Source organism: Nonomuraea sp. KM90 (assembly GCF_052246675.1).
Lineage (GTDB): Bacteria > Actinomycetota > Actinomycetes > Streptosporangiales > Streptosporangiaceae > Nonomuraea.
Genome location: NZ_JBQQCB010000043.1, coordinates 1 through 25,978 on the forward strand (window position 1 = coordinate 1; position 25,978 = coordinate 25,978).

Consider the following 25,978-nt stretch of genomic DNA (forward strand, 5'->3'; position numbering starts at 1 on the left):
TTCGTACGCCGTGCGGCGACCGTGCTCGCCGCCACCACCGCCCTCACCGCCGGCCTCGCCCTGCCCGCGCTGGCCCACGTCACCATCCAGCCGGGCACCGCCGAGCAGGGCGGGTTCACCAAGGTCGCCTTCCGGGTGCCCAACGAGCGCGACAACGCCTCGACCACCAAGATCGAAGTCAGTTTCCCCGCCGACCACCCGCTGGCCTTCGTGTCCGTCAAGCCCGTGCCCGGGTGGGAGGTCAAGGTGACCGAGGGCAAGCTGCCCGCCCCGGTCAAGACCGAGTACGGCGACCTGGAGGAGGCCGTCACCAAGGTCGTCTGGGAGGGCGGGAAGATCAATCCTGGCGAGTTCCAGGAGTTCGAGGTGTCCATGGGCCAGCTGCCGAAGGACGTCGACTCGCTGATGTTCCCGACGAAGCAGACCTACTCGGGAGGCGAGGTCGTGGACTGGTCGGAGGCCCCGAAGACGGACGGGACCGAGCCCGAGCACCCGGCGCCACTGCTCAAGCTGGTGCCGGCCGCCGGTGACGGCAGCTCACAGGGCGCTTCGGTCAGTGCGAGTCCGAGTGCGACCCCGGCGGTCGCCGCGCCGTCGGTCACGCCGATGGCCGCCGCGTCCGCCTCCGACGGCACGGCCCGGCTGCTCGGCGGGGCCGGCCTGGCGGTGGGCGTCATCGGCGTCGTGATCGGCGCCCTGGGCCTGCGCCGCCGCCCCTCCGCCTGACAGCGGGACCCGGACGCCAATGCTCCGGGACGCCACCGACGGCGTCCCGGAGCGCACGGCCCCGACCCCCGGCCTCCGCCGCCCGCTCCGGGGCGTCCCGCTGCCACCCGCAGGAAGGGGGCCGTCAAGGCGCAGGGCCGGCGCCGTCAAGACGAGCCCAGGCAGGACGGGTGCCGTCAGGACGTGATGTCCTTGCCCGAGAAGCGTGCCCAAGCGATCGACCCGAACAGCAGGATGTACGCCCCGAACGCCAGCAGCCCCTCCCCCAGCGCCCCCGTGTCGATCGGGCTGCGCAGCACCGCGTCGAAGTCCGTGAACCTGGTCGGCAGCAGGTAGGGCGTGATCGCGCCGAGCTCGGGGACGGCCCGCAGCACCTGGCAGATGATGACCAGCACCATGGTGCCGGCGACGGCCCCGATCGACACCTCGGTGAAGGTGGACAGCGCCAGCCCGATCGCGGCCAGCGCCGCCATGCCGGCCCCGACGTACCCGACGCTGATGGCGATCCGCACCAGCCCGTCCGCCATCGAGATCGTGGTCCCCGACAGCAGCGTCACGTCACCGACCGGGAACAGCAGCAGCCCCGTCACCAGCGCGGACAGCGCCACCACCGCCGTGGCCGCGTAGGCGTAGACGACCGCGTTGAGATATTTGACGGCCAGCAGCCGGGTCCGCCCGGCCGGCGCGGCCAGCAGGTAGCGCAGCGTCCCGCCCCCGGCCTCGCCGGCGATCGAGTCGCCCGCCACCACGCTCACGGCCACCGGCATCAGCAGCAGCACCAGGAACGAGAACGACACGAACGTCAGCATGAGGCTGTTGCCCGCGACGGCCTGGATGATCCCGCCCATGTCGTCGTCGCCGGAGGAGCCGAAGGCACGCAGGGAGACGCCGATGATCACCGGCACGCCGGCGAGCACGGCCAGCATCGCCAGGTTGCGCGGGCGGCGGAAGGTCAGGCCCAGCTCCGAGCCGAGCAGCCGCCAGAACGCCCACGTCGTCCTGGCCGACGGCCCGGGCGGGGGTGCGGCGGGTGCGGGGGGCGGTGGCTCGGGCGCGTGCCGTTCGGTGGTGCGCATGGTCTCGGTCACCGGCACGAGCCCGGGCATCCGCCGCGTGGCCGTCGTGGCCCGGCTCTCAGCCGTCGACATCGAAGCCCTCCCCTGTGAGTCCCACGAACACGTCCTCGAGGCTCGGCCGCACCACGGCCAGCCCGCGTACGGCCACGCCCTCCCCCACCAGCGCGGCGTTGACCTGCTCCGGCGCGTGGCCGCCCAGCTCCGCCAGGACCTGCCCGCCCTCCGGCCGCACGTCGGCCAGGCCGAGACCGGCGAGCACCCGCGCGGCGGCGCCCGTGTCCGGCGTCTCCACCCTGATCCGGGTGACCAGGCCGCCGTTGAGCGAGGCGATCGTGCCCTGCGCGACGAGCTTGCCGGTCCGCATGATCGCGGCGTGCGTGCACATCTGCTCGACCTCGGCCAGCAGGTGCGAGGAGACGAACACCGTGGTGCCGTCGGCGGCGATCTCCTTGACCAGCGCGCGCACCTCGCGGGTGCCCTGCGGGTCGAGCCCGTTGGTGGGCTCGTCCAGGACGAGCAGCTCGCGCGGTCCCAGCAGGGCGGCCGCGATGGCCAGGCGCTGGCGCATGCCGAGCGAGTAGTTGCGGTAGCGCTTGCCCGCGGCGGCCGACAGCCCCACGCGGTCGAGCGCGTCCGCGACGCGCCGCCGGGCGGTGCCGCCCGGCGCCGTCGGGTCGGCCGCGTCGAAGCGCATCAGGTTGGCCGCGCCCGACAGGTACGGGTAGAAGGCCGGCCCTTCGACCAGCGCCCCCACCTTCGGCAGGGCCTGCGCCTGCGGCAGCCCGAGCACGGAGTATTCGCCCGCCGTGGGCGCCACCAGGCCGAGCAGCATGCGGATCGTGGTGGTCTTGCCCGAGCCGTTGGGCCCGAGGAAGCCGAACACCGAGCCGCGCGGCACCGCCAGGTCCAGCGCGTCCACCGCGACCTGGCCGCCGCGGAAGCGCTTGGTCAGCCCCTGGGTGACGATCGCGGCGTCCCCGGAGGGCGGGGCCGCCCCGAAGGGCGCCCCCGCTTCGTACGTGACGGCGGTCACTTGGTGCCCGCCGCCTTGGTGATCTCCTCCGGCGTGACCGCGCCGACCAGCAGGCGGCCGTCGTCGGTCAGCAGGGCCGTGACGAGCTTGGTCTTGATCAGCTTGCCGGAGCCCCACGTGCCGCTCACCGGGGTGGCGGACTTGAGCACGCTGTCCAGCAGCGCGGCCGGGTCGCCCCCGCCACCGCCGAACCGCTCGCCGGAGCCCTCGGGCGTCTCGGCGGGCTTGGCGGCCTGGTCCGCCATGGAGAACGGGACGACCGCGACGGCCGACCAGCCCTCACCGACGACCTTCAGGTCGCCCGCGACGTCGTGGGCCTTCTCGGCCCGCTCCTCCGCGTGCTCGCCGAAGCCCTGGTCCGCGCCGATCGTCTGCTCCTCCACCTTGGCGCCCGCGGGCGGGGTGAAGGTGAAGTTCTCGGCTGCCGGGGGCGTGAACGTCACCTGGGTGAACCCGAGCTGGAACGCCGGCTCGGCCGAGCCCTTGGCGTACACCTGCACCTGGAGCGGGACGTACGTCTCGCCGTCGAGGGCGATGCGCACCTCCTGCACCAGGGAGCTCTCGTCCTTGGGCGACAGCACGAGCTGGTAGACCGGGCGGCCCGCCACCTCCGCCGTGTTGATCACCCGGACCGCGGTGTGCTCGTCGGCGCCGGCCAGCAGCCGCTCGGCCAGCTGCGGCGGCGTCAGCTCGGTCGGGCGCGGCACGGGCGTGGCATGGCCCGGGCCGGCCTCCGGCTTGATGGTCAGCTTGGTGGCGGTGTTGGTGGCGCTGTCCCAGTACCAGGCCTGGCCGCCGTTCAGGATCAGGTTGGTCTCGTTGAGCTGGGTCGGGAAGGCCACGCGCAGCTTGTCGGCCGCGCCGTACCAGACCTTCACCTCGTGTGAGCCGGACAGCAGGCTCAGCGGCGAGGCCGAGCCGGTCTGCGGCAGCGCCGGCAGGCCGAGCGAGGCCGTCTGCTGAACGGTGCCGGACATCGGCGGGATCCCGCCGTCCTTGCCGGTGGCCGCCACGGCGTCGGCCAGCAGTTGCTGGGCCGAGCGCTCCGGCAGCACGGGTTCGCCGCTCACCGCGGCGATCACGGGACCGGCGCCGATCGCGGCTCCGATCACGGCTGCCGCCGCGATCGGGACTCCCCACCTCACGAACGTGCCTCTACGCATCTCACTCCTTAACCGTATGTCGATGCCCAGAGCCTGCGTCATGCATCCTGTGGGAGACCTGAGACAGTCTGAGACGGCTCTCAGCCTTCTCAGCGTCGTCTCAGCGCGCGAACGGGAGAATCGCCACATGAGAGTACTTGTCGTCGAGGACGAGCGGCGCATGGCGGCTGCGCTCCAGCGAGGGCTCCAGGCCGAGGGTTTCGCCGTGGACCTCGCCCACGACGGCGAGGAGGGGCTGCACGCGGCCAGGCAGGGCGACTACGACGTCGTGGTGCTCGACATCATGCTGCCCAGGCTGTCGGGCTACAACGTGTGCAAGCAGTTGCGCGCCGAGGAGAACTGGGTGCCGATCCTGATGTTGTCGGCCAAGGACGGCGAGTACGACATGGCCGACGGGCTGGACCTGGGGGCCGACGACTACCTGACCAAGCCGTTCTCGTACGTGGTGCTGGTGGCCCGGTTGCGGGCGCTGATGCGGCGCGACGCGGGGCGGCGGCCGTCGGTGCTGGTCGCGGGCGACCTGTCGCTGGATCCGGCCAGGCGGAAGGTCGAGCGGGGGCAGAGCCCGATCGAGCTGACGCCGCGGGAATTCGCGCTGCTGGAATACCTGATGCGGCGGCGGGACGAGGTGGTGTCGAAGTCGGAGATCCTGGAGCACGTGTGGGACACCTTCGACACCGACCCCAACGTGGTCGAGGTCTACGTCGGCTACCTGCGCCGCAAGATCGACGTCCCCTACGGCAGGAACTCGCTGCAGACCGTGCGCGGCGCGGGCTACCGGCTGGCGGGCGACGGTGGCTGAGTCGCCGCTGGTCTGGTGGCGGCGGCAGGGGCTGCGGTTCCGGCTGACGGTGGCGGCGGCCGCGGTGCTCGCGCTGGCGCTGGCCCTGTCGGCGTCGGTGCTGCTCAGCGTGCTGGACCGGGCCCTGATGGACACGGTGGACGAGTCCACCGTGCAGCAGGCGCAGGCCGTGCGGGTGGCGGCCGACGCCGGCACGCTCACCAGCCCGATCACCACCCACGACGGCACGATCGTGCAGGTGATCGACGCCCAGGGGCGGATCACGCACGTCACGTACGGCACCGACCGGCTGGTGCCGCTGCTGGACGCCGCGGGCCGGGCGAAGGTGCTCCGGCAGGGGCAGGCGACGCTGCTGGACGGCCGGCCGTACGCCATCCCGGGGTTCCTGCGGGTCGTCGTGCTCAGCGCGGACCGGGGGGTGACGGTGGTGGCGGCCCGGCCCATCGGCGAGATCCAGACCAGCCTCGGCACGGCCGGCCGGGTGCTGCTGGTCGGCACGCCGGCGCTGGTCGTGCTGCTGGCGGTGGCGAGCTGGCTGATGATCGGGCGTACCCTGCGGCCGATCGCGGCGCTGCGCAGGGGCGCGGCGGAGATCACGCACACGGCCAGGTCGCGCCGGCTGCCGGTGCCGCAGTCGCGCGACGAGGTGCACTCGCTGGCCACCACGCTCAACAGCATGCTGGCCCGGCTGGAGGAGGCCGAGCAGCGCCAGCGGGCGCTGGTCTCCGACGCCGCGCACGAGCTGCGCAGCCCGCTGGCCAGCATCCGGCTGCAGCTGGAGGTGGCGCTCGGGCATCCCGACGAGCAGGACTGGCAGGAGACCGCCGAGGGCGTGCTGGAGGACACGATGCGGCTGTCCCGGCTGGCCGAGGACCTGCTCGCGCTGGCCAGGCTGGACGAGCGCGGCGGCGTGCCGGCCCGGCGCGAGCCCGTCGACCTCGACGAGGTCGTACGCCAGACCGTCGACCGGTACGCCGAGGCCCGCCTGACGGTGTGCGACCCCGTCGTGGTCCGCGGCGACGCCCTCGACCTGAGCCGGGTGCTGACGAACCTGATGGACAACGCGGTCCGCCACACCGCCTCCAAGGTCGAGGTGACGCTGACCGCCGACGGCGTGCTGACGGTCACCGACGACGGCCCCGGCATTCCCGAGCAGGACCGCGAGCGCGTCTTCAACCGGTTCACCCGGCTCGACTCCGGCCGCAGCCGGGACGAGGGGGGCGCGGGGCTGGGGCTGGCCATCGTGCGGGAGACCGTGCGGGCGCACGGCGGCACGGTGCACCTGGAGGACGCGGCACCGGGCCTGCGCGCCGTGGTCGCCCTGCCGGTGACCCGCTGACCCATTAATACCTTTTGCGGCTATCTGTGGCCGGATGAGGACGGGGACCCTGTTCACCGGGCGCGCGACGTGTTAGGCACGGGCCATGCGCGCAGCACGCGAGCGGCCCGCCGGCCGCCTCACGTCGGCCGCCCTCGCGGCGGTCCTCGCGGCGGTCCTCGCGGTCGCCGCGAGCGCCTTACCGGCGGCGGCGGCTGATCAGGCCGCTGATCAGGCCGCCGTGACGGTGATCGCCTCGGGGCTGGACAACCCCAGAGGGCTCGGCTTCGGCCCCGACGGGACCCTGTACGTGGCCGAGGCGGGCCGGGGCGGCCCGGGCCCGTGCATCACCGGCGCCCAGGACCAGACGTTCTGCCTCGGCCCCAGCGGCGCCGTGACGGCCGTCTCCCGCGACGGGCAGCGCCGGGTGGTGACGGGCCTGCCGTCCCTGGGCACGCCGAACCTGAGCGAGGTGCTCGGCGCGCACGACGTGGCCGTGACCCATGGCGGGCTGCTCGTCCCGATCGGGCTGGGCACGGACCCGGCCAGGCGGGCGCAGCTCGGCCCGGACGGCGCCGCCCTCGCCACGCTCGTCAAGGCTTCGGGCGCGCGGTGGCGGACCGTCGCCGACCTCGGCGCGTACGAGAGCGCCAACGACCCCGACCAGGGCCAGCCCGGCACCGGCCCGGACAGCCAGCCCTACGCGGTGCTGCCCGAGGGAGCGGGCGCGCTGGTCGTGGACGCGGGCGCCAACGACGTGCTGCGCGTGCGCCCCGGCGGCCGGATCTCGACGGTCGCCGTGTTCGACGTCCGCATGGTCCCCGGGCCGGGTGGGGGCGACATTCCGATGCACCCGGTGCCCACGAGCGTGGCCCGCGGGCCCGACGGCGCGTTGTACGTCGGCCGGCTCACCGGCTTCCCCTTCCCCGTGGGGGGAGCCAGTGTGTGGCGCCTGGCACCGGGCAAGGCGCCGGCGGTGTACGCCTCCGGCTTCACCAACATCGTGGACATCGCCTTCGACCGGCGCGGCCGGCTGCTGGTGCTGGAGATCGCCGCCAACGGGCTGCTCTCCGGCGACCCGGCGGGAGCCCTGCACCGCGTCGAACGCGACGGCACCAGGACACTTGTCGCCAGGGACGGCCTGTTCACCCCGACGGGGGTGGTGGCCGGGCCGGACGGCGCCTACTACGTGTCCAACAGGGGCACGCTGGCGGGTTCCGGGGAGGTACTGCGTATCGGGAGCTGACGGCGGGTTCTCGACGGCCCTCAGGGGCACGGCCGCGTCGCCGGGCCCCCCGGGCTCCGTTGTTCCGGGCCCGATCACATGACTCGTCAGATGGTACGCCGGTCGGCTCGTGGATGGACATGGATCGTTCCGAAAGTGGTCAGGCGGCTGTCCCCTTTTCCGCGGTGGCCAGGAAGTCCTGGGCGATGAGTGGCAGGCGGCGGCGGGCGTGCACGACGGCTATGACGCGACGCACCGCGGGTTCGAGCGAACGCACCACCAGGCCCGCGCGTCCGGCCTGCTCGGCCATGCCGCGGTACCACAGCAACGATGCCTGCCCGGCGCGTACGGCGTTCAGCCATCCGTTGCGCTCGTCGGTTTCGAGCACGACCACCGGGGTGACCGCGTACTTGCCGAACATCGCGTCGAGCTCCCTGCGCCGCATGCTGCCACGGGCGGGCAGCGCCAGGCGCATGCCGTGCAGCTTGCCCATCGGCACGGGGTTGGGGAGATCGAGCGCGGGCGGGGAGATCAGCACGATCTCCTGGCGTTCGAGTGGATGGGTGATGAGATCGGTGGGCACCGGCAGGTCCGTGAGACCCAGGTCGGCCCGCTGATCCCTGATGGCGCTGACGACACCGTCTCGGCCGTCGCAGCGCACGATGTGCACGCGTACTCCCGGGTGCTCGGCCGCGTAGGCGGGCAGCAGCCGCCCCGCGAGGCCGGGTTCGAGGCTGGGCGTGGCGGCGATGCGAAGTTCCGCCTCGGTGACCGTGCCCTGGTTGGCCAGGCCCTCGATCTCGTGAACCGCGTCGAGTGCCTCCCTCGCCAGCTTGACCACCCGGCGTCCCTGCGCGGTGACGACCACCCCGCGGCCGGAACGAGCGAAGAGCGTCATGCCGAGCTCGCGCTCGAGATCGCGGATCGCGCGGGACAGCGCAGGCTGCGCGATGTAGAGCGATCTGGCCGCGTCGGTCATGGTGCGGTGCTCCGCAGTCGCGACCACATAGCGGAGCTGCTGGAGATTCATGTCAATGAAGCTAGGACACCGCCCGCCGCCGGGACCGAAAGATAGCGGAGATCACCTCGAATGATTTCGGACTGTAACCGAGCACCGCTACATCCGTGACGGGTGATAAATCAGTATGCTTTTGCCCCAAATTTGACAAGGGTCCGCCAAGTCGCGGCGCAAATCTGGCATAGCAGACAACCGGGTGAACGGGGAGACACGGTGACAGGGAACGGGCAGTATCCACCCCCGCCACAGGGACCAGGACAGCCACAGCGGCCCCCCTCGTTACCCTGGCCGCCGCCGGGTTACCGGCAACCGCAGCCGCAGGGCGGCCAGCAGAACCCGTACCCGCAGCCGCCGCCCCCTCCCCCACCGCCGCCACAGGGGAATCCTTACCAGCAGGGGCCACCGCCGCCGCAGGGGCCGCCCCACCCTCAGCCGCCCTACCCGCAACCACCATACGGTCCGCCGCAGGGGCCGCCTTACGGTCAGCCGCCGCAGGGGCCGCCCTATGGGCAGCCGCCGCACGGGCCACCGTACCGGCAGCCGCCGCCTCCTCCGCCGCCACCGCCGGTCGCGCCGACGCTGCGGTGGCCGCACCCCCCGCCGCGCAGGAAGTCGGGGATGGGGGTCGTCGCGGTGCTCGGCACCGTGTTCGGGTCGCTGGCGGCGCTGTTCGTGCTGATCGTCATCGGGGCGGTGATGCTCGGCGGCTCGAAGAGCTCGGACACGTCCACGCCGGTCGCGAACCCGACGTACGAGCCGTCGGAGGAGCCCACCCGGCGCTCCGACGAGGACCCCGAGCCCGCCCCCACGCGGACCCGCGACCAGGAGCCCACGCAGCGGCCGACCGAGGACGAGGAGCCGGACACCACCGTCACCCCGCCCGCCAAGGTCACGCTCAACACGAGCCTGAAGAACAACACCATGTATCGGGCCGGCACCCTGCCCAGGCTCAACTGCCGGGCCGGCAACGCCAACATCTACAACCACAGCCAGCTCAAGGCGCTGATCCTGAAGACCGGCAGGTGCATGGACCGGGCCTGGCAGCCGATCCTGGAGAAGCAGGGCATCCGGTTCAGCCCGCCCGGCTACGCCATCGCGGCCAAGCGCGGCAGGGGCGCCTGCGGCGACTATCCGTCGGCGGGCAGCATGGTGCCGTACTACTGCCCGCGCAACAACACCATCTACGCCTCCACCTCGGCCATGGCCACGGGCAACGGCAACGCCCGAGGGTACGGCCAGATCATCAACTGGCACGGCGGCATCATCAGCATGATGGCCCACGAGTACGGCCACCACGTCCAGAACATCACGGGCCTGATGGACTCGTGGTGGCGCTCGACCCTGGACTCGACCAGCCAGAGCGGCAAGCTGGCGCTCAGCCGGCGGCTGGAGCTGCAGGCCACCTGCTTCGGCGGCATGTGGATGCGGTCGGTGGCGGCGTCGTACCCGGTGAACACCTCCAACCGGAGCCGGCTGTACTGGTTCTACGGTCAGGTGGGCGACCATCCGGGCTGGCCGCGCGACCACGGCACGCCGGCCAACAACAACCGCTGGTTCCGGCAGGGGTGGGAGAAGAGCAAGACATACCAGTGCAACACGTGGCTGGCGCCCTCTTCAACGGTCTCCTGATGTCCCCGTGGCGTTCATCTCATGTTGAGCACATGTCTCTGATGTCCATATAAGGGCACTAGAATCCTGGCAATCTTGTGCCCATCGGGGGCATACGCCAATTTTGCCTGGTAGGCGTGTAAGGAGCCGGGTGTGAGCAATCGCGATGGGGTGGAGACCGTGCCAGGAGGCAGGAAACGCCGCCCCATGCGACGGTCCGGCCCGGCCTCCGCAGCCACCGCCGGATCCGCCCCTCGCGAGAAGGCGCCCTCCAGAGGGCCGCGCTTCGCCAAACCGCTGACACCCGGCGCCGTCCTGGGCTGGACCGCGCTGTCCGCCGTCGTGCCCGGCGCCGCTCATCTGCGGGCCGGGCACCGCCGTACCGGGCTGGTGCTGGTCAGCGTGTACGCGGTGCTGCTGCTCGGGCTCCTGGCCTACGGCCTGATCGTGATCGGCGACCTGTCGAACATCGCCACGTTCGCCGACGACGGGATGATGCTCACGGTCGTCGTCGTGGCCTCGGCACTCGCGCTGGCCTGGTTCGCGCTGCTGGTGACGTCCTACGTGGCGCTCGGCCCGAACAAGCTGCACCAGCAGGGCCAGGTGGTGACGGGCATCGTGGTGGGCGTGCTGTGCGTGGCGGTCATGTCGCCGTTCGCCCTCGCCTCCAACTACGTGCTGACCGCCCGCAACGCGATCGGGGACGTCTTCCAGTCCCGGCCCGACCCCGACACCCCCCAGGTGGCCCAGAACCCCGAGGACCCGTGGAACGGCCGGGACCGGGTGAACTTCCTGCTGGTCGGCGGTGACGCGGCGGGCAACCGGACCGGCGTGCGCACCGACAGCATGAACGTGGCCAGCGTCGACCTCAAAACCGGCGCCACGGTCCTGTTCAGCCTCCCGCGCAACCTCCAGCACGTCCGCTTCCCCCCGTCCTCGCCGCTGCACAAGCAGTTCCCGAACGGCTTCATGGCCGAGCTGCCCAACGGCGGCCTGCTCAACGAGGTCTGGCAGTACGCCAACGACAACCCTCAGCTCATGGGCGGCAAGGACAAGGGCCCGCGGGCGCTGATGGACGCCATCGGCTACACGCTGAACCTGAAGATCGACTACTACATGCTGATGAACATGTACGGCTTCGCCGACCTCGTGGACGCCATCGGCGGCCTGAGGATCAGGGTGGAGCAGGACGTCAAGTGGGGCGGTCTGTACGGCACGGCGGGCACCATCAAGGCGGGCGACCGGAAGCTGACCGGCGAGCAGGCGCTGTGGTACGGCCGCTCCCGCGTCGGCAGCGACGACTTCTCCCGCATGGCCCGCCAGCGCTGCGTCATCGCCGCCTTCGCGCAGCAGGCCACGCCCTCGGTGATCCTCACCAGGTTCGAGCGCATCGCCGGCGCGGCCAAGCGGCTGGCCCAGACGAACATCCCTCGCGACCTCGTCAAGCCGCTGGTCGAGCTGGCCGTCAAGGTCAAGGACGCCAAGATCACCAGCCTGCAGTTCGTGCCGCCGGAGTTCTACTCCGGCCGCCCCGACTGGGCGAAGATCCGCCAGGCCACGAGAAAGGCCATCAGCGACTCGATGCGCCCGGCCCGCCAGGCGCAGACCGCCGGAGTGACCGCCTCCCCGAGCGCGACCGGCTCGACCCCGACCCCCACGAAGACCCGGCTGGCCGCGCCCACCCAGACGCCCACGAAGAACAGCCAGAAGAGCGCCCAGTCGATCGACGACCTCTGCGGCCTCTGACCGACTCGCCGGTCTTTGTCCTCGGACCGGCCGGCCGGTCTTTGGCCCCTGGCAGGCGAGCCGGCACAGAACGCCACGGGCAGCCTCACTGGCCCCCGGATGGTGAGGCTGGCCCGCCAGCGCAGCCGCTCCGGCGGCACGGCGAGGGCCAGCCCGGGCAGGCGGGCCACCTCGCCCAGGGCGGCCCGGCCCACGATGCGGGCGAGCAGGGCGCCCAGGCAGTAGTGCGGCCCGTGCCCGAAGCTCAGGTGGGCGTTGTCCTCCCGGGTCAGGTCGGGCCGGTCCGCCCCGGGGAAGCGCCCGGGGTCGCGGTTGGCGGCGCCCAGCGCCACCAGGATCGGCTGCCCGGCCTCGACGCGGGCGCCGCCGTACTCCACCGGCTCCAGGGCGAAGCGCCACGTGGCCAGCTCGACCGGGCTGTCGTGGCGCAGCAGCTCCTCCACCGCCCGGTCGATCAGTTCGGGGCGGGCGCGGAGCTGCTCCAGCGCGCCGGGGTGGCGCAGCAGCGTGTGCGCGCCCAGCCCGATGAGCCCGACGGTCGTCTCGTAGCCGGCGACGAGCAGCAGGAAGATCATCGACAGCAGCTCGTCCTCGGACAGCCGCTCGCCGTCGTCCGCGGCGGCCGTGATCGCGCTGATCAGGTCGTCCCCCGGTGCCCGCCGCCTGCCCTCGACCAGCTCCCCCACGTAAGCGGCCAGCCGCCGCAGCGCCTGCGGCCGGGCCTCCTTGCCCGAGTCGGAGGACACCACGGCCGTCGTCCACCGCTGGAAGTCCGTACGGTCCCCCTCGGGCACGCCCAGGACGTCGCAGATCGTGGCGAGCTGCAGCGGCGAGGCGAAGTCGCCGACCAGGTCGTCGCCGGGGCGGAGCCCGGCGGCCAGGTCGCGCGCCCGCTCCTCGGTCCGGGGCCGCAGCCGCTCCAGCCGCCGTTGGGTGAAGAACCCGGTCACCAGACGGCGCAGCCGGGTGTGCTCGGGCGGGTCCGTGGTGAGCAGGTGGGTGCCCAGGCCGGAGCGGTCCTCCAGCGGCCGGCCGCGCCCCGCCGCCTGCCAGTCGGGCGGCGCGTGCCGCGGGTCCTTGCTGAGCCGCGGGTCGGCGAGCGCGGCGCGGGCGTCGTCGTAGCGGGTCACCAGCCAGCCGTACAGGCCGCTGCGCAGGGTCACCAGGTGGGGCACGCCCGCCTCCCGGAGCCGGGCGTAGGCCGGGTAGGGGTCGGCGAGCAGCCCGTCGTCCCCCGGCAGCATCTCCTCCAGCAACATGTCCTCCCCCGACGCGGTCCGGCGGGGCGCCCGCCGGACCGCTCTTCGGCTACTTGCCGAGCTGTCCCAGGATCCACTCTGCCAGCGGACCGGTCACCTGGCCGTGCTCGGAGTTCTGGGAGTCGCACTGGAAGTCGTCGAGCTGGCTGTGCTCCGGCGACAGCGACGTGATGTCGGTGTAGAGATCGACCGTCCACTCCAGCGGGTCGTAGTGGAGCGCGACCGCGCTGACCGTCGGGACGAAGCAGGCCGAGCGCAGGCGGGTCGCGATCGGCACGCCCAGCTTGTCGGCGAGCATGCCGTACACGGCCAGCGTCCCGCCCGGTGCGCCGTCGAACGGCGCGACGTCGCTGGTGTAGCTCTTGCTGGCCCACATCGGCACCGCCCGCATGCCGCCGACGTGCCGCCTGCGGCCGCGATCGGGCTGGGTACGCGCGTTCGCCCCGACGAGGCCGCCCAGCGCGCTCCACTCGAACACCAGCTCGTCGGGTGGCACGTTCCTGCCGGTGCCGTCGGCGGCGCCGTTGGCCACCCCGAGCTTGCGCGGCCGGACCGGGAACCACCCGACGCGGCGCAGGTCCTCCAGGAACTCCACGCGCAGCGGGCTGGCGGTGGCGACCGGGCCGGAGTAGCGGCCGCTCTCGACCCACGCCCACAGGAGCTGCTGCGCGGCGGGGCTCCTGATCAGGTCGGCCTGGCCGGGCACGGCCGGGGAGAGCTTCGCGGCGAAGTAGGCGAGCTGCTGGAGGATCAGCGGGATCCACGCGCCGTTGTGCGGCGAGTCGTAGGACAGGTACGTCATGGTCTGGTGGTCCTCGCCGCGGTTCTCCATCTCCGCCAGCGCGTAGCGGGTGGCCAGCCCGCCCATGCCGACGCCGCCGACGATCAGCGGCGCGTCACCGGCCCGCCCGCTGATGGCCCGGCGGACGCAGGTGGCCACCACCCCGGCGTTGGCCTGGATGTGGGTGTGCCGGGCGCCGAAGCCGAGCAGCACGACGTCGATGCCCTGGGCGAGGAGCTGGTCGAGCAGGCGGTGCTGGTGGGGCGGGTAGGGCGCGTTGAGGTGGCGCCACAGCCCCGGCAGGTCGCTGGGTCCGTGGTTGAAGCCGTCGGCGAGGATCATCGGCCGGACGAGGCGGTCGTGGCCGGCGCCGTAGTGGACGGCGGCGGTCCCGGTGGCGGTACGGCCCAGGTAGGGCCAGGCGGAGGTGAGGGTCCATTCCTCCTGCGGCGTCCGCTGCTCTCCGGTGGGCGGCGGCGCCGGGGTCGCGAACAGCACTCCTTTCGGCAGCACTCCGGCGATCTGCTCGGCGCGACCGGCGGGCACGGGGTCGGACTCCTGCCGCAGGGCGAGCTCGACATCTATCCTTGCTGCCCCTTGTGTCGCCATGATTACACCTTTTCTCGTGGGTTTACCGGACGTCACCCCCGATCCCGTACCTCCATTTCCGGGAAGAAGAATTTCCCTTTCCACGTTCAACGAACATCGCGATCAAGGCATGGCTGGTACCCCTACGTCTACCTCACCTCGCAGTCTCCGACAAATCAACCCACATCCGAAACAATCCATCTGACCATCGGTCAAGAAAATACCGAGGCCATTTCAGAAATGACCTCGGTAATTCGCCGGAGTGTCACACCAGTGCGGAGTTCTTCCTCGGCAGCAGGGCCAGGGCGCCGAGGTAGAGCAGGGCCGCCACGATGAGCAGGCCCTTGTAGCCGATCACCAGCGCGACATATTCCAGGCAGCCGCCGACCATGGCGCCCAGCAGGTTCGCGCCGAAGGACGTGGTCGCGTCGGCCGTCTCGGCGAAGCGCTTGGCGAAGACCACGTTCGCGGCGAAGATCGGCAGGAACGCCACCGTCACGGCCGCCACCGCGCGCAGCGGCAGCGGGAGCGACAGCAGCCATTCGTTCGGCACGAGCCAGGCCAGCAGCAGGCCCGCGAGCAGCACGCCGTACATGACCGGCAGCGGTGGGGTGCGGAAGCGGCGGGTCACCTCGACGGCGGCGAGCACCGCCACGAGCACGCCCGCGAAGACGATCGCGTTGACCACCCACGTGGTGCCGAACAGCAGCGCGAACCCGGTCACGCTCTTCGTCTCCAGCAGCATGAACGCCACGCCGAGCAGGAACAGGTCGGCGTACGGCCGCATCCGCCGGTACGGGCCGGCCACGACGCGGACGGCGAGCAGGCTGACGATGAGGATCAGGGCGAGCGTGATGACGTAGATCGGCGGGATCGTGGCGTCCTTGAGGTAGAGGAACGGCCGGTCGTCGCCGGCGGGCTGCGGCGTGCCCGGCGCGGCGCCCGGCCATTCCGTGGCGCAGCGCTGGTCGGCGGGGGCCAGGCCGGCGGTGATCACGGCCTGCTGGCCCGCGGTGCTGACCACGTCCACGCACGGCTTGTGGCCGAAGGCGCCCTGCATGGTCGAGGCCAGGCGGTCGACGAGCCAGCTCTCGCGGTAGTAGTTGTACATCGAGAACGTGCCGCCCGGCTTGAGGTGGTCGCGGGCCGCCCGCATGGCCTCCTCGGTGAACAGGTAACTCTCCAGCCGCAGCGAGCTGGCGCCGGAGACCAGGGTGAGCGAGTCGGGCAGGGCGAAGAGGATCAGGTCGTACTTGTCGCCGGTGCGCTCGAGGAAGGCGCGGCCGTCGGTGACGTGGGTGGTGACGCGCGGGTCGTCGTAGGGCCGGTCGGGGTGGACCGACCCGCCCAGCTCGCGCAGCTTGGGGTCGATCTCGACGGCGTCGACGCGGGTGGCGCCCTTGGACAGCGCGATCGCCACGTCGGTGCCGCTGCCCGCGCCGACGACGAGCACGTCCTTGGGCGGCTTGCTGGTCCGCTCGTACGGCAGGCCGTACTGGGCCTCCCACTGCAGCCGGGCGGCGGCGGGCACGGCCTGCTGGTGCGGGATGCCGTTGACCGCGATGTCGGTGACGGGGATGCCGAGCTGCTGGAGCTGCTTGGTGGTGACCTTGTAGTAGGGCGACCAGATGGCCCCGGCGGTGAGCGTCTCGGCCAGCAGCAGCCCGACCACGGCCAGGGACGGCACGGTCACCAGCCCCACGTAGAGCGCGCGCGGCCGGGGCACCAGCAGCAAGCCGTAGCAGATCGCCCCGATCAGCCCCCAGAACACCGGCGGCGCGCTCAGGAACGACAGCGCCGTGAACGCCGCGATGCCGGTGAGGCTGCCGATCAGGTCGTAGCGGTAGGCCTCAAGGCGCGGCAACTCGGGGAAGCACCGCCCGACGAGCTCGGCCGGCCCCATGAGCACCACCGCCGCGGCGCAGAAGATCACCGGCAGGATCGCCCACGCGGGCGGCCCGCTGGTGGACAGGCTCGTCCAGTACAGGACGCCCTCGGTGTTGCGGTCGACGGTGACCGGGAAGGTCAGCACGACAATGACCAGGACGGCCAGCACGACGGGCGAGTAGTACGGCTGCCGCCGCGAGCGCCCCACGCGCAGGAAGCCGAGCCCGATGCCGAGGAAAGAGCCGAGCAGCACGAAATTGGTGAAATAGCTGAGATGGACGATGTTGGACCCGGTCCACCGGATCAGCGCCAACTCGAGGAAGAGCATGAAGGCACTGGCGAGGATGAGCCGCGGCCGCACCGCCAGCCAGTGTGCCTTTTCCCCGTCGTCTACCGGCTTTTGCGCCTGGAGCGTCATGATGCCTCACCGTAGTGAACAGACCGAAAACAAGGAAGTCTGACAGCCCAGAACAAATGTCGTCCGCTTCGCGCCGATTGGGGTGTTCGCGCAGGTCAAAACCCCCGAGATGTGCTGGACGTGCCGGGACGGATGAAGGAATGTTGGGAGGTTCGTTCCCTCCAAGAAACCGTCCGGTGGTGACACATGCGGATACTGATCCAGCTCCGTCCCTCCCCCGACCTGGTCGCGGCCGTCGTCGACCCAGGCCAGAGCGCCAGCACGGCCGACGTCGCCGATGGTCTGCCCGGGGTGGAGCTCGACCCGGCCTTCGTCCCCGTGGCCGTGCCGAGGCCCGTTCCCTCCGCGGGCGGCGATCCCCTCTCGCTCAACCAGCCGCTTGACTACTCCCTGGCCGCGGAGGACGCGTCGGTGCTGGTCAGGGGCACGATCTCGGACGACGAGCTGGCCGCCAGGGTCACGCTGCTGCCCGCGCTCAGGCCCGACGTGGTGGGCATCTTCGCCGACCCCGTCATCGAGTCCACGCCCGCCTGCGGGGGCGACCCGCCGGTCGGCGACTGGCACGACGTCGAGCGGCTGCTGAACGTGCCCGGCCTGCACGCGCAGGGGCTCGACGGCACCGGCGTCGCGGTGGCGGTGCTGGACACCGGGATCAACGCGGCCCACACGGCCCGGCACCTCGGCAGGGGCGTCACGCTGGACGCCGAGCGGTGCTGGAGCCCGTCGGGCGTGCCGGGCCGGCCGGGCGAGTTCGAGGTCGACCACGGGACGATGTGCGCGTTCGACACGCTCATCGCGGCCCCGCAGGCCACGCTGATCGACATCCCGGTGCTGCTGTCCACCCGGCCGGGCGGCTCGGCGCTCGACGGGCTGCTGTCGGACGCGGTGGCCGCCTTCGCGCACCTGCGCAACGTGCTCGACGCCCAGCCGGCCGGGACCAGGGCGCTGGTGGTGAACAACTCGTGGGGCTCGTTCTCGCCCGAGTGGGACTTCCCCGTGGGGCATCCGGGCAACTACTCCGACAACGCCGCCCATCCGTTCAACCTGATGGTGGCCGCCCTCGACAAGGCGGGCGCCGACGTGCTGTTCGCGGCGGGCAACTGCGGGCGGGAGTGCGCGGACGGCCGCTGCGCCTACTCCAGCAGGCCCATCGTGGGCGCCAACTCCCATCCCAAGGCCCTGTCGGTGGGCGGCGTCGACGTCAACGGCGAGCGGGTGGGCTACTCCTCGCAGGGGCCGGGCCGGCTGACCGCCCGCAAGCCCGACGTGTGCGCGTACACGCATTTCTCCGGGTCGAAGGCGTTCGGCGCGGACCAGCCGGACACGGGCACGTCCGCCGCGGCGCCGGTGGCGGCCGGGCTCGTGGCGGCGGTGCGCACCCGGTGGCCGGCCACGAAGCTGTCGCCGGCCCAGTTGCGGGCGCTGCTGCGGCGTACGGCGGAGGACCGCAGCGAGGTCGGGTTCGACTACGACTACGGCTACGGGACCGTGGATCCGGCCGGGCTCATGGCCGCGCTCCAGCGGCGGGCCAAGAGCGTGCCCTGACCCCTTCCGGCGAGGACCGGGCCGCCCTCCCGGCCCGGATTCCTACGCCTGCTCCCGGTTGAACACCCGTGTCCCGATCGTGAGGCAGACCACGGCGAACACCACCGTCACGGTCACGCCGGCGCCGACCGTGCCGGTCGCGTACCGGCCCTGGAACAGGTCGCGCATCGCCTCCAGGACGTACCTGAACGGGCTGATGTGCGAGATCGCGTCGAGCCAGCCCGGCGCCATCGACATTGGCAGGAAGGCCCCGGACAGCAGGACCAGCGGGACCACCGCCGTGGACATCACCGGCGCGAAGAGCTGCTCGTTCAGGCTCAGCGCCACCGCGTACGACAGCGCGGCCAGGCCCGCCCCGAGCACGACGACCAGCACGAACCCGGCGGCCAGTCCCGGCGCCGGGGCGCGCAGGCCGAAGGCGAAGGCCACCGCGAGCAGCAGCAGCGTCTGGACGATCAGCGTGACGACGTTGTTCAGCACCCGCCCGAGCAGCAGCGCCAGGCGGCTGGCCGGGGTGACGCGCATGCGCTCCAGCACGCCGAGCCGCTTCTCGAAGACCACCCCGAACCCGGCCATGCCCGTGCTCATCAGCCCGAGCTGAACGATCAGCCCCGGGACCAGCGTCTCCCACGTGCCGATCGTGGCGAAGATGGGCCCGAACAGCACCAGGAACAGCAGCGGCTGGATCACGCCGAAGACGATGCCGACCTTCTGCTGGAGCGTGACGCTCACGCCGTGGCGGAAGAGCACCCAGGTGTCGCGCAGCATCAGGCCCCCTGTCCGGACAGCTCGTTCTCCTCGCGCAGCGACCTGCCGGTGATGTCGAGGAACACGTCGTCGAGCGTGCGCCCGCCGCTCTTGAGCTCGGCCGGGGCGCCCTCGGCCACGATGCGGCCGTGGTCGATGATCAGCAGCCGGTCGCAGAGCGCGTCGGCCTCGTCCAGGTAGTGGGTGGTCAGGAACACCGTCATTCCCTTCTCCGCGCGCAGCGAGCGGATGTGGTCCCACAGGTTGGCCCGGCTCTGCGGGTCGAGACCGGTCGTCGGCTCGTCGAGGAAGAGCAGCGCCGGCTCGTGCAGCAGGGCGAACGCGATGTCGAAGCGGCGGCGCTGGCCGCCGGAGAGCGCGGCGGGGAACGTGGTCTCCAGCCCGGTGAGCTCCAGCCTGGCCAGGACCTCCGCCGTCCTGGCGGCGACCTCGCGGCGGCTCAGGCCGTACAGCAGGCCCTGGAGCTCTAGCTCGCCCTTCACCGGCGTGACGGGCGGCATCCCGCTGCCCTGGGCGACGTATCCGATGCGCCTGCGCACCTCCTTCGCCGCACCGATCAGGTCGTGGCCGGCCACCGTGGCGGTGCCGGCGGTAGGGCGCAGCAGCGTGGTCAGCATGCGCATGGTCGTGGTCTTCCCCGCGCCGTTCGGACCGAGGAAGCCGACGATCTGGCCGGGCTCCACCGACAGGTCGACGCCCCTGACGGCTTCCACGCCGCCGTCGAAGGTCTTGCTCAGACCCGATGTCTTGATCATTTAATCGCCTCCAAAATTAGAGTAACCACAATTTTGGGGTCACTGCAAACTCGATAGGATGGAGGCATGCGAGAGGGGCTGCGGGAGCGGAAGAAGCGCGAGACCAGGGAGCGCATCTCGGACATCGCGATGGGGCTGTTCATGGCCCGGGGGTTCGACAACGTGACAGTGGCCGAGGTCGCGCAGGCCGCGGACGTGTCGGTCAACACGGTCTTCAACTACTTCAGCACCAAGGAAGACCTGTTCGCCGACCGGCAGGAGCTGGCGGTGGAGCTGCCGCAGCAGGTGCTCCGGGAGCGCGGGCCCGGCGAGGGCGTGGTGCGCGCGTTCCGGCGCGACTTCCTCGACGCGATCGACACGCGCGACTGGCGTCACGGGCTCAACGCGGGCAACGACGTGTTCACCGGGATCGTCAACGCCAGCCCGGCGCTGGTGGCCCGGCTGCGCGAGATGCACGTCGAGCGGGTGCGGGGCCTGGCGCGGGCGCTGGCCGACGAGCTCGACACCGACCCCGACGACCTGACCCCGGAGCTGGCGGCGGCGCACATCCTCAACACCACCCGCATCCTGAGCGAGCACGCGGTCGCCATGATGCTGGCGGGCGAGCCGTGGGAGAGGATCGCGCCGCTGCTCAGAACGCAGGCGGAGAAGGCGTTCGACCTGCTCGAAGCCGGCCTGGGCGGCTTCGGCGGGCGGGCTCTAGTAGGAGCCGGTGGAGGAGAAGGCGCCGCCGATGAGGGCGACGGAGAGGCCCAGGGCCACGAAGCCGAGCGTGACCATCAGCATGATTGAGCTGATGATGCCGCAGATGCGCCCGGCCTGGACGTGACCGCGGTTCTCGTAGACATAGCCGCTGGCGTCGATCTCGCGTAGCGCCTTGGTGCCCATCGACCACGCGAAGGGGCCGATGAAGGTGCAGACCACCAGGCTGAGGATGCCCAGCACGAGGATCGTGGTGCCGCTGGGATGGCTCTGCGGCGGCGGGCCGTAATAGCCAGGACCGTAATCGGGATAAGACACGCTCGCTCGCCCCCTCATCTCTGCGGTCAGGTCGGCATTTATACCACGATCCCGCTCTTGATCATGTTGCGTCATCATGGTCTGGCACATGATCCACCCTTTAGGAGCCTTCCCCCGTGCGTGAACGCACCCGTGCCTTCCTCACCCACCGGCATTTCCAGCGGTTCGTCATCGGCGTCATCCTGCTCAACGCGGTCACCCTCGGCCTCGAGACCTTCCCGGCCGTCGTCGAGCGCCACGGCGCCCTGCTCACCGTGATCGACCACATCGCGCTCTACATCTTCACCGCCGAGCTGATCGCCAAGCTCTACGTCGAGCGCACCGCCTTCGTCCGCGACCCCTGGAACATCTTCGACACCCTCATCATCGGCGTGGCCTTCGCCTCCACGACCGGCGGCCTGTCGGTGCTGCGCGCGCTGCGCATCCTGCGGGTGCTGCGACTGCTGTCGGTCGTGCCGAGCCTGCGCCGCGTGGTCTCGGCGCTGCTGCGCGCGATGCCGGGGATGAGCTCGATCGTGGTGCTGCTCTCGCTCGTCCTGTACGTGGCCGCCGTCATGGCCACCAAGCTCTACGGGCAGACCGCGCCCGACCGCTTCGGCAGCCTGCCGACCTCGCTGTTCACCCTCTACCAGACGATGACGGGCGACGACTGGGGCAACATCGCCCGCGAGGTCATGAGCCGGCACCCCACGGCCTGGATCTTCTTCACCATCTTCATCCTCGTGTGCACCTTCGTGGTGCTGAACCTCTTCCTCGCGGTGGTGGTGAGCGCGATGGACGAGGAGAACGCCGAGGAGCGGGCCGCGCTGGAGGACACCACGGCGCACACCCAGCAGATCCTCGACGAGCTGGCCGAGCTGCGCAAGGAGATCGCCGAGCTGCGCGGGGTGCGCAGCGGCTGAGCCCCCGGCGGCACGAAAGGCGACATGAAAAGAGCGCCACGTCCGGCCACGTGGCGCTCTGCCGCTCCCGCCGCGCCTAACGGGAGTAGAACTCCACCACGAGCTGCTCGTCCACGGGAACGACGATCTGCTCGCGCTCGGGCCGGCTCACCAGCGTGAAGCGCAGCTCCTTCAGGTCGACCGACAGGTACGGCGCGATGCGCTCGTCGGCGTGCACGCCCTCGGCGGCCGCCACGAAGGGCTGCATCCCGCGGGACCGCTCCCGGACCGTGATGACCTGTCCTGGCTTGACCAGGTAGCTGGGGATGTCCACCTTGCGGCCGTCCACGGCGATGTGCCCGTGGGTGATGTACTGCCTGGCCGCGTAGATCGACGGGGCCAGCCCGGAGCGCAGCACGAGGGAGGCCAGGCGGCTCTCCAGCAGCGTGACCAGCTCGGCGCCGGAGGCGCCCGGCTTGCGCACGGCGAGGTCCCAGTAGCGGCGGAGCTGCCGCTCCGACACGTCGTAGTACCAGCGCAGCTTCTGCTTCTCCATCAGCCGCAGCCCGTAGTCGCCGGTGGTGCGGCGGTTGGTCTTGCGGCCGTGCTCGCCCGGCGGGTAGGGGCGCTGTTCGAAGTAGCGGACGGCTTTCCTGGTCAGCGGGACGCCCGCGCGACGCGACAGTCGCACCTTGGGGCCGGTGTAGCGCACGTTCACCTCAATGTGATTAGGTAATCCTTACTTAGGCAAGGCTAACCTACACCATTGTTTGCTCAAGGAGTCGCCATGTTGCCGATCCCCGAGCGGGTCCGCACCCTCGCCGCGACCGCCGGCGTCGCCAAGCTCTCCGTGGACGGCGCCCCCTCGCCCGCGCGCGGCGGGGTGGACGAGCGCGGGCGGCCCATCCTGCTCGTCCTGCCCGGCGAGTCGCTGCACGGCCTGCGCGAGGACGCCGTCGTGGCGGTGAACCTCACGTCGATGCGGCAACTGGGCACGGTCACCCACCCGCGCGGGCTGATCGAGGTGCAGGGCTGGGCGGAGGCCGTACCGGAGGCCGAGGCGCGCGCCGCGGCCGTGGCGGTGGCCGCGCACACCGCGGACGAGAGCCTGTTCGACGCGCTGGAGCGGTTCGGGCAGCGGGACGCGCCGCGGCTGCTGCGGCTGGACGTCGGCCAGGTCGTCTACCTGACCGGGCAGGAGTCCGGGCTGCTGGACGCCGACGACTACCTGGGGGCGGCGCCCGACCCGCTGACCGAGACGGCGGAGCGGGTGCTCGCGCACGTCAACGCCTCGCACCGGCCGCAGCTCACGGCGGGCGTGACCAGGCAGCTCGGCGAGCCGGCCGGGGAGGTGTGGCTGTGGGAGCTGGACCGGTTCGGGGCGACCGTACGGGTGGACGAGTCACTCGTGCGCTTCCAGTGGCCGACGCCCGCCGGCACCGACCTGTGCCTGGAGACGGCGCTGCGCGGGCTGTTGTGCTCGTGCTGACAGATCATTGTTTCGCTGGTCAGCGGCAGAGTTGATCACGATTAACTGTGAATTATTCGGACAAACCTTTACATCGGTCATAGGAGTGCGCTCTCCTCTCTACCATTTGACCCGTGAGTGGAACGGATCGGACGCCGAGCACAGCGGTGTTCGTCGATCAGAGCGGCCGGCGCAGGCGGGTGCTGATGGTCGCCGGGATCCTGCTCGGCACGTTGATGCTGGCCACGGCCGCGATCCTGATCGGCGGCGCGTTCAGCACGACCAGGCTCGACGCCGTGGACTGGCCGGGCGACGGCGGCCCTGAGACGTCCGCGCCCGCCACCGCAGAGTCGCGGCCGTCCGAGTCGCCGACCCCGCGGCCCAGCCGGTCGGTCGCTCCCCCGGCGAGCACCGAGGTCACCTCGACGCCCACCCGCAGCAGGACCGTGCTCCGCACTCCCGAGCGGAGCACCGAACCCACCGCCCGGCCGGGCACGACCGCCTCCGCCACCCCCAGCGCCACGCGGGCCCCCTCCTCCTCCGCGTCCCCGACGCCGGACGCGCCCACGACCGGGCCGACGGGCGGCGCCGGGCACACGCCGCCGGGCCACACCAAGGAGCCCCCGGGCCTGGCCCCGAACAAGACGCAGGGCCCCAAGACGTGACCCAGGCCGACACCCACGTCTGGCCCGTCGAACCCGCCTCCCCCGCGACCCACCGTCCCCGGCAGGCCGACCCGCGCGGTCACTGGTTCCTGATGGTCGTCGCGGTGCTGCTGATGTCGGTCGCGCTCGTGCTGCACGGGTACGCGACCAACGAGGTCGGCGAGACCCGCGCCCCGAGCGCCGCGTCCCCGGCCCCGGAGCGCGTGCGCGAGGGCGGCCCCGTGGTGAACACGACCGGTCAGGGGCCCGCCAGCCTGCGCCTGCCCGCGCGTACCGTGGCGCTCACGTTCGACGACGGGCCCGACCCGGTGTGGACGCCGCGCCTGCTCGACGTGCTGAAGCGGCACGGCGCCAAGGCGACGTTCTTCGCCGTGGGCGCCCGCGTCGCCGAGAACCCCGCCCTGGCCAGGCGGATCGTGGACGAGGGCCACGAGCTGGGCAACCACACCTACGCGCACGCCGACATCTCGGGCGTCCCGGCCTGGCGGCTCAGGCTGGAGGCGTCGCTCACGCAGAAGGCCATCGCGGGGGCGACCGGGGTGCACACCCGCCTGCTGCGGCCCCCGTACTCCTCCACGCCCGACTCCGTCACCGCCCCGCAGTGGCAGGCGATGCGCGAGCTGGGGCGCGAGGGGTACCTCGTGGCGCTGACCGACCTGGACACCAAGGACTGGAGCCGGCCCGGCACCGACGAGATCGTCCGGGCCGGCACGCCCGCCCGCGGACGCGGCGCGGTCGTCATGCTGCACGACTCCGGCGGCGACCGGAGCCAGACGGTCGAGGCCGTGGACCGGCTGCTCACGCGGCTGGGCGAGCGGGGGTACCGGGCCACGACGCTGACCGAGGGGCTCGGGCTGAGCTCGGCGTACGTGCCGGCCGGCAGCGCGGACGTCCTCATCGGCCAGGGGCTGAGCCTGGCGCAACGGGGCTCGGCGGCCTTCGTGGAGACGCTGGCGTGGGTGCTGGCCGGGGCGGGCGTGCTCACGCTGGCCCGGCTGCTGTTCTTCCTGGTCCTGGCGTGGGTGCACGTGCGGCGCGTGCGCGGCGGGAAGAGGCGGGCCGGGCGGGCGGCGCCGTGGCCGTCGCCGCCGCCGGTCAGCGTGATCGTCCCGGCGTACAACGAGACGGCGGGGATCGAGGCGACGGTGCTGTCGCTGGTCACCACCGGCTATCGGGGCGAGGTGGAGGTGATCGTCGTGGACGACGGGTCCACCGACGACACCGCCGCCAAGGCCGCCGCGCTCGGGCTGCCCGGCGTACGGGTGATCAGGCAGCGCAACGGCGGCAAGCCGTCGGCGCTCAACACCGGCATCGCGTACGCGGCCCACGACATCCTGATCATGGTGGACGGCGACACCGTGTTCCAGCCGGACACGATCGGCCACCTGGTGGCGCCGCTCAGCGACCCGGGAGTGGGCGCCGTCAGCGGCAACACCAAGGTCGGCAACCGGCGCGGCATGCTCGGCCGCTGGCAGCACATCGAGTACGTGATCGGCTTCAACCTGGACCGCCGCGCGTTCGACCTGCTCGGCTGCATGCCCACCGTGCCCGGGGCGATCGGCGCCTTCCGCCGGGCCGCCCTGGACTCCGCCGGCGGGCTCAGCGTGGACACGCTGGCCGAGGACACCGACCTGACGATGGCCATCTGCCGCAACGGCTGGCGGGTGGTCTACGAGGAGAAGGCGCTGGCCTGGACGGAGGCGCCGACCTCGCTGCGGCAGCTCTGGCGGCAGCGCTACCGGTGGTGTTACGGGACCCTGCAGGCCATGTGGAAGCACCGGCGGGCGGTGACCGAGCGGGGGACGTTCGGGCGGCGCGGGCTCGGCTATCTGGCGCTGTTCCAGGTGGTGCTGCCGCTGTTCGCGCCGGTGGTGGACGTGATGGCCGTCTACAGCGTGCTGATGGGCGATCCGCTGCCGGTGGTGGCGGTGTGGGCCGGGTTCGTGGCCGTACAGGCGCTGACGGGCTGGTACGCGCTGCGGCTCGACCGGGAGCGGGCCAGGGTGCTCTGGGTGCTGCCGCTGCAGCAGTTCGTGTACCGGCAGCTCATGTACCTGGTGGTCATTCAGTCGCTGGCCACGGCGCTGCTCGGGGTGCGGCTGCCCTGGCAGACGATCCGCCGCGAAGGCACCTTCGCCTCTCCTTCCTCCTCCTGATCCCCCGGTCCGGGGTGTCCAGGGGAAGGATCTTGCCTTCATTGTGGAATGAAGCGTTCCGTTCTGTTATTG

Annotated in this window: 22 protein-coding genes and 1 pseudogene; 12 read left to right on the top strand and 11 right to left on the bottom strand. The window is 71.8% G+C overall.

What is annotated here, in order from left to right; all coding sequences use genetic code 11:
• A partial coding sequence (locus ACTWPW_RS32875; protein ID WP_443170888.1) for a YcnI family copper-binding membrane protein occupies window positions 1-726 on the top strand: 726 nt, incomplete at its 5' end.
• 176 nt (window positions 727-902) lie between these two features.
• Here ACTWPW_RS32875 and ACTWPW_RS32880 read toward each other — a convergent pair.
• The 3 genes from ACTWPW_RS32880 to ACTWPW_RS32890 are packed head-to-tail and all read right to left on the bottom strand — an operon-like array spanning window position 903 to window position 3,998.
• A complete protein-coding gene (locus ACTWPW_RS32880) occupies window positions 903-1,874 on the bottom strand; it encodes an ABC transporter permease (RefSeq protein ID WP_375116459.1) in 972 nt (323 codons plus the stop codon).
• Entirely contained in the window at window positions 1,861-2,835 is a 975-nt protein-coding gene (locus ACTWPW_RS32885) for an ATP-binding cassette domain-containing protein (protein ID WP_443170889.1), read from the bottom strand. The genes ACTWPW_RS32880 and ACTWPW_RS32885 overlap by 14 nt, the downstream gene beginning before the upstream one ends.
• Window positions 2,832-3,998 (bottom strand): LolA family protein, encoded by a 1,167-nt coding sequence (locus tag ACTWPW_RS32890; protein ID WP_443170890.1) that lies wholly within the window; start codon window positions 3,996-3,998, stop codon window positions 2,832-2,834. Before ACTWPW_RS32890 ends, ACTWPW_RS32885 begins: the two co-directional genes overlap by 4 nt.
• A gap of 127 nt (window positions 3,999-4,125) precedes the next feature.
• Here ACTWPW_RS32890 and ACTWPW_RS32895 point away from each other — a divergent pair, with 127 nt between their 5' ends.
• From ACTWPW_RS32895 to ACTWPW_RS32905, 3 genes are all read left to right on the top strand, one after another.
• Window positions 4,126-4,800, top strand: coding sequence for a response regulator transcription factor (locus tag ACTWPW_RS32895; protein WP_364112396.1), 675 nt, complete (start codon window positions 4,126-4,128; stop codon window positions 4,798-4,800).
• Window positions 4,793-6,139, top strand: a complete 1,347-nt coding sequence (locus ACTWPW_RS32900; protein ID WP_443170891.1) for a sensor histidine kinase — start codon at window positions 4,793-4,795, stop codon at window positions 6,137-6,139. The genes ACTWPW_RS32895 and ACTWPW_RS32900 overlap by 8 nt, the downstream gene beginning before the upstream one ends.
• Before the next feature lie 85 nt (window positions 6,140-6,224).
• On the top strand, window positions 6,225-7,364 hold the full coding sequence (locus ACTWPW_RS32905) for a ScyD/ScyE family protein (RefSeq protein WP_443170892.1): 1,140 nt from the start codon (window positions 6,225-6,227) through the stop codon (window positions 7,362-7,364).
• A 139-nt stretch (window positions 7,365-7,503) separates the two neighbouring features.
• Here the strand turns inward: ACTWPW_RS32905 and ACTWPW_RS32910 are convergent, their stop codons facing one another.
• Window positions 7,504-8,373, bottom strand: coding sequence for a LysR family transcriptional regulator (locus tag ACTWPW_RS32910; RefSeq protein ID WP_364112390.1), 870 nt, complete (start codon window positions 8,371-8,373; stop codon window positions 7,504-7,506).
• A gap of 606 nt (window positions 8,374-8,979) precedes the next feature.
• Between ACTWPW_RS32910 and ACTWPW_RS32915 the strand changes: the two genes are divergently transcribed.
• Both ACTWPW_RS32915 and ACTWPW_RS32920 read left to right on the top strand, forming a co-directional pair.
• Window positions 8,980-9,990 carry a neutral zinc metallopeptidase gene (locus tag ACTWPW_RS32915; protein WP_375116464.1) on the top strand — a complete coding sequence of 337 codons (1,011 nt, stop codon included), beginning with the start codon at window positions 8,980-8,982 and terminating at the stop codon, window positions 9,988-9,990.
• 132 nt (window positions 9,991-10,122) lie between these two features.
• A complete protein-coding gene (locus ACTWPW_RS32920) occupies window positions 10,123-11,715 on the top strand; it encodes an LCP family protein (RefSeq protein ID WP_375116465.1) in 1,593 nt (530 codons plus the stop codon).
• 206 nt (window positions 11,716-11,921) lie between these two features.
• Here the strand turns inward: ACTWPW_RS32920 and ACTWPW_RS32925 are convergent.
• The 3 genes and pseudogenes from ACTWPW_RS32925 to ACTWPW_RS32935 form a co-directional block, all read right to left on the bottom strand.
• A pseudogene (locus ACTWPW_RS32925) lies at window positions 11,922-12,974 on the bottom strand (cytochrome P450 family protein); the annotation flags it as partial.
• A gap of 49 nt (window positions 12,975-13,023) precedes the next feature.
• Window positions 13,024-14,364, bottom strand: a complete 1,341-nt coding sequence (locus tag ACTWPW_RS32930; protein ID WP_375116467.1) for a hypothetical protein — start codon at window positions 14,362-14,364, stop codon at window positions 13,024-13,026.
• Between the two features lie 244 nt (window positions 14,365-14,608).
• On the bottom strand, window positions 14,609-16,648 hold the full coding sequence (locus ACTWPW_RS32935; protein ID WP_375116468.1) for a spermidine synthase: 2,040 nt from the start codon (window positions 16,646-16,648) through the stop codon (window positions 14,609-14,611).
• 186 nt (window positions 16,649-16,834) lie between these two features.
• Here ACTWPW_RS32935 and ACTWPW_RS32940 point away from each other — a divergent pair, with 186 nt between their 5' ends.
• Complete coding sequence (locus ACTWPW_RS32940) at window positions 16,835-18,193, top strand: S8 family serine peptidase (RefSeq protein WP_375116469.1); 1,359 nt, start codon at window positions 16,835-16,837, stop codon at window positions 18,191-18,193.
• Between the two features lie 42 nt (window positions 18,194-18,235).
• On the opposite strand, the gene ACTWPW_RS32945 is transcribed toward ACTWPW_RS32940, so the two are convergent.
• Both ACTWPW_RS32945 and ACTWPW_RS32950 read right to left on the bottom strand, forming a co-directional pair.
• Window positions 18,236-18,961: an ABC transporter permease gene (locus ACTWPW_RS32945; protein ID WP_443170893.1), complete on the bottom strand. Its 726-nt coding sequence runs from the start codon at window positions 18,959-18,961 to the stop codon at window positions 18,236-18,238.
• On the bottom strand, window positions 18,961-19,716 hold the full coding sequence (locus ACTWPW_RS32950) for an ABC transporter ATP-binding protein (protein ID WP_443170894.1): 756 nt from the start codon (window positions 19,714-19,716) through the stop codon (window positions 18,961-18,963). The genes ACTWPW_RS32945 and ACTWPW_RS32950 overlap by 1 nt, the downstream gene beginning before the upstream one ends.
• 66 nt (window positions 19,717-19,782) lie before the next feature.
• Here ACTWPW_RS32950 and ACTWPW_RS32955 point away from each other — a divergent pair, with 66 nt between their 5' ends.
• Complete coding sequence (locus ACTWPW_RS32955; RefSeq protein WP_375116472.1) at window positions 19,783-20,508, top strand: TetR/AcrR family transcriptional regulator; 726 nt, start codon at window positions 19,783-19,785, stop codon at window positions 20,506-20,508.
• On the opposite strand, the gene ACTWPW_RS32960 is transcribed toward ACTWPW_RS32955, so the two are convergent.
• Window positions 20,416-20,826, bottom strand: a complete 411-nt coding sequence (locus ACTWPW_RS32960; protein ID WP_443170895.1) for a DUF4190 domain-containing protein — start codon at window positions 20,824-20,826, stop codon at window positions 20,416-20,418. The genes ACTWPW_RS32955 and ACTWPW_RS32960 overlap by 93 nt on opposite strands.
• 26 nt (window positions 20,827-20,852) lie before the next feature.
• On the opposite strand from ACTWPW_RS32960, the gene ACTWPW_RS32965 reads away from it, so the two are divergent.
• Window positions 20,853-21,638 (top strand): ion transporter, encoded by a 786-nt coding sequence (locus tag ACTWPW_RS32965; RefSeq protein ID WP_364112366.1) that lies wholly within the window; start codon window positions 20,853-20,855, stop codon window positions 21,636-21,638.
• Between the two features lie 76 nt (window positions 21,639-21,714).
• Here ACTWPW_RS32965 and rpsD read toward each other — a convergent pair whose 3' ends face one another.
• A complete protein-coding gene (gene rpsD / locus ACTWPW_RS32970; RefSeq protein WP_375116576.1) occupies window positions 21,715-22,329 on the bottom strand; it encodes a 30S ribosomal protein S4 in 615 nt (204 codons plus the stop codon).
• A gap of 75 nt (window positions 22,330-22,404) precedes the next feature.
• Here rpsD and ACTWPW_RS32975 point away from each other — a divergent pair, with 75 nt between their 5' ends.
• The 3 genes from ACTWPW_RS32975 (at window position 22,405) to ACTWPW_RS32985 (ending at window position 25,906) form a co-directional block, all read left to right on the top strand.
• Entirely contained in the window at window positions 22,405-23,106 is a 702-nt protein-coding gene (locus ACTWPW_RS32975; RefSeq protein WP_364112364.1) for a DUF2470 domain-containing protein, read from the top strand.
• Window positions 23,107-23,219: 113 nt separating this feature from the next.
• A complete protein-coding gene (locus ACTWPW_RS32980; RefSeq protein ID WP_443170896.1) occupies window positions 23,220-23,750 on the top strand; it encodes a hypothetical protein in 531 nt (176 codons plus the stop codon).
• Window positions 23,747-25,906, top strand: a complete 2,160-nt coding sequence (locus ACTWPW_RS32985; protein ID WP_443170897.1) for a bifunctional polysaccharide deacetylase/glycosyltransferase family 2 protein — start codon at window positions 23,747-23,749, stop codon at window positions 25,904-25,906. Before ACTWPW_RS32980 ends, ACTWPW_RS32985 begins: the two co-directional genes overlap by 4 nt.
• Window positions 25,907-25,978: the final 72 nt, after the last annotated feature.

Excerpts from the sequence above, each read along its gene's own strand:
- ACTWPW_RS32880 (WP_375116459.1), bottom strand. The coding sequence starts at position 1,874 with ATGTCGACGGCTGAGAGCCGGGCCACGACGGCCACGCGGCGGATGCCC.
- ACTWPW_RS32890 (WP_443170890.1), bottom strand. The coding sequence starts at position 3,998 with ATGCGTAGAGGCACGTTCGTGAGGTGGGGAGTCCCGATCGCGGCGGCA.
- ACTWPW_RS32895 (WP_364112396.1), top strand. The coding sequence starts at position 4,126 with ATGAGAGTACTTGTCGTCGAGGACGAGCGGCGCATGGCGGCTGCGCTC.
- ACTWPW_RS32905 (WP_443170892.1), top strand. The coding sequence starts at position 6,225 with ATGCGCGCAGCACGCGAGCGGCCCGCCGGCCGCCTCACGTCGGCCGCC.
- ACTWPW_RS32910 (WP_364112390.1), bottom strand. The coding sequence starts at position 8,373 with ATGAATCTCCAGCAGCTCCGCTATGTGGTCGCGACTGCGGAGCACCGC.
- ACTWPW_RS32915 (WP_375116464.1), top strand. The coding sequence starts at position 8,980 with ATGGGGGTCGTCGCGGTGCTCGGCACCGTGTTCGGGTCGCTGGCGGCG.
- ACTWPW_RS32930 (WP_375116467.1), bottom strand. The coding sequence starts at position 14,364 with ATGGCGACACAAGGGGCAGCAAGGATAGATGTCGAGCTCGCCCTGCGG.
- ACTWPW_RS32935 (WP_375116468.1), bottom strand. The coding sequence starts at position 16,648 with ATGACGCTCCAGGCGCAAAAGCCGGTAGACGACGGGGAAAAGGCACAC.
- ACTWPW_RS32940 (WP_375116469.1), top strand. The coding sequence starts at position 16,835 with ATGCGGATACTGATCCAGCTCCGTCCCTCCCCCGACCTGGTCGCGGCC.
- ACTWPW_RS32945 (WP_443170893.1), bottom strand. The coding sequence starts at position 18,961 with ATGCTGCGCGACACCTGGGTGCTCTTCCGCCACGGCGTGAGCGTCACG.
- ACTWPW_RS32950 (WP_443170894.1), bottom strand. The coding sequence starts at position 19,716 with ATGATCAAGACATCGGGTCTGAGCAAGACCTTCGACGGCGGCGTGGAA.
- ACTWPW_RS32955 (WP_375116472.1), top strand. The coding sequence starts at position 19,783 with ATGCGAGAGGGGCTGCGGGAGCGGAAGAAGCGCGAGACCAGGGAGCGC.
- ACTWPW_RS32960 (WP_443170895.1), bottom strand. The coding sequence starts at position 20,826 with ATGTGCCAGACCATGATGACGCAACATGATCAAGAGCGGGATCGTGGT.
- ACTWPW_RS32975 (WP_364112364.1), top strand. The coding sequence starts at position 22,405 with ATGTTGCCGATCCCCGAGCGGGTCCGCACCCTCGCCGCGACCGCCGGC.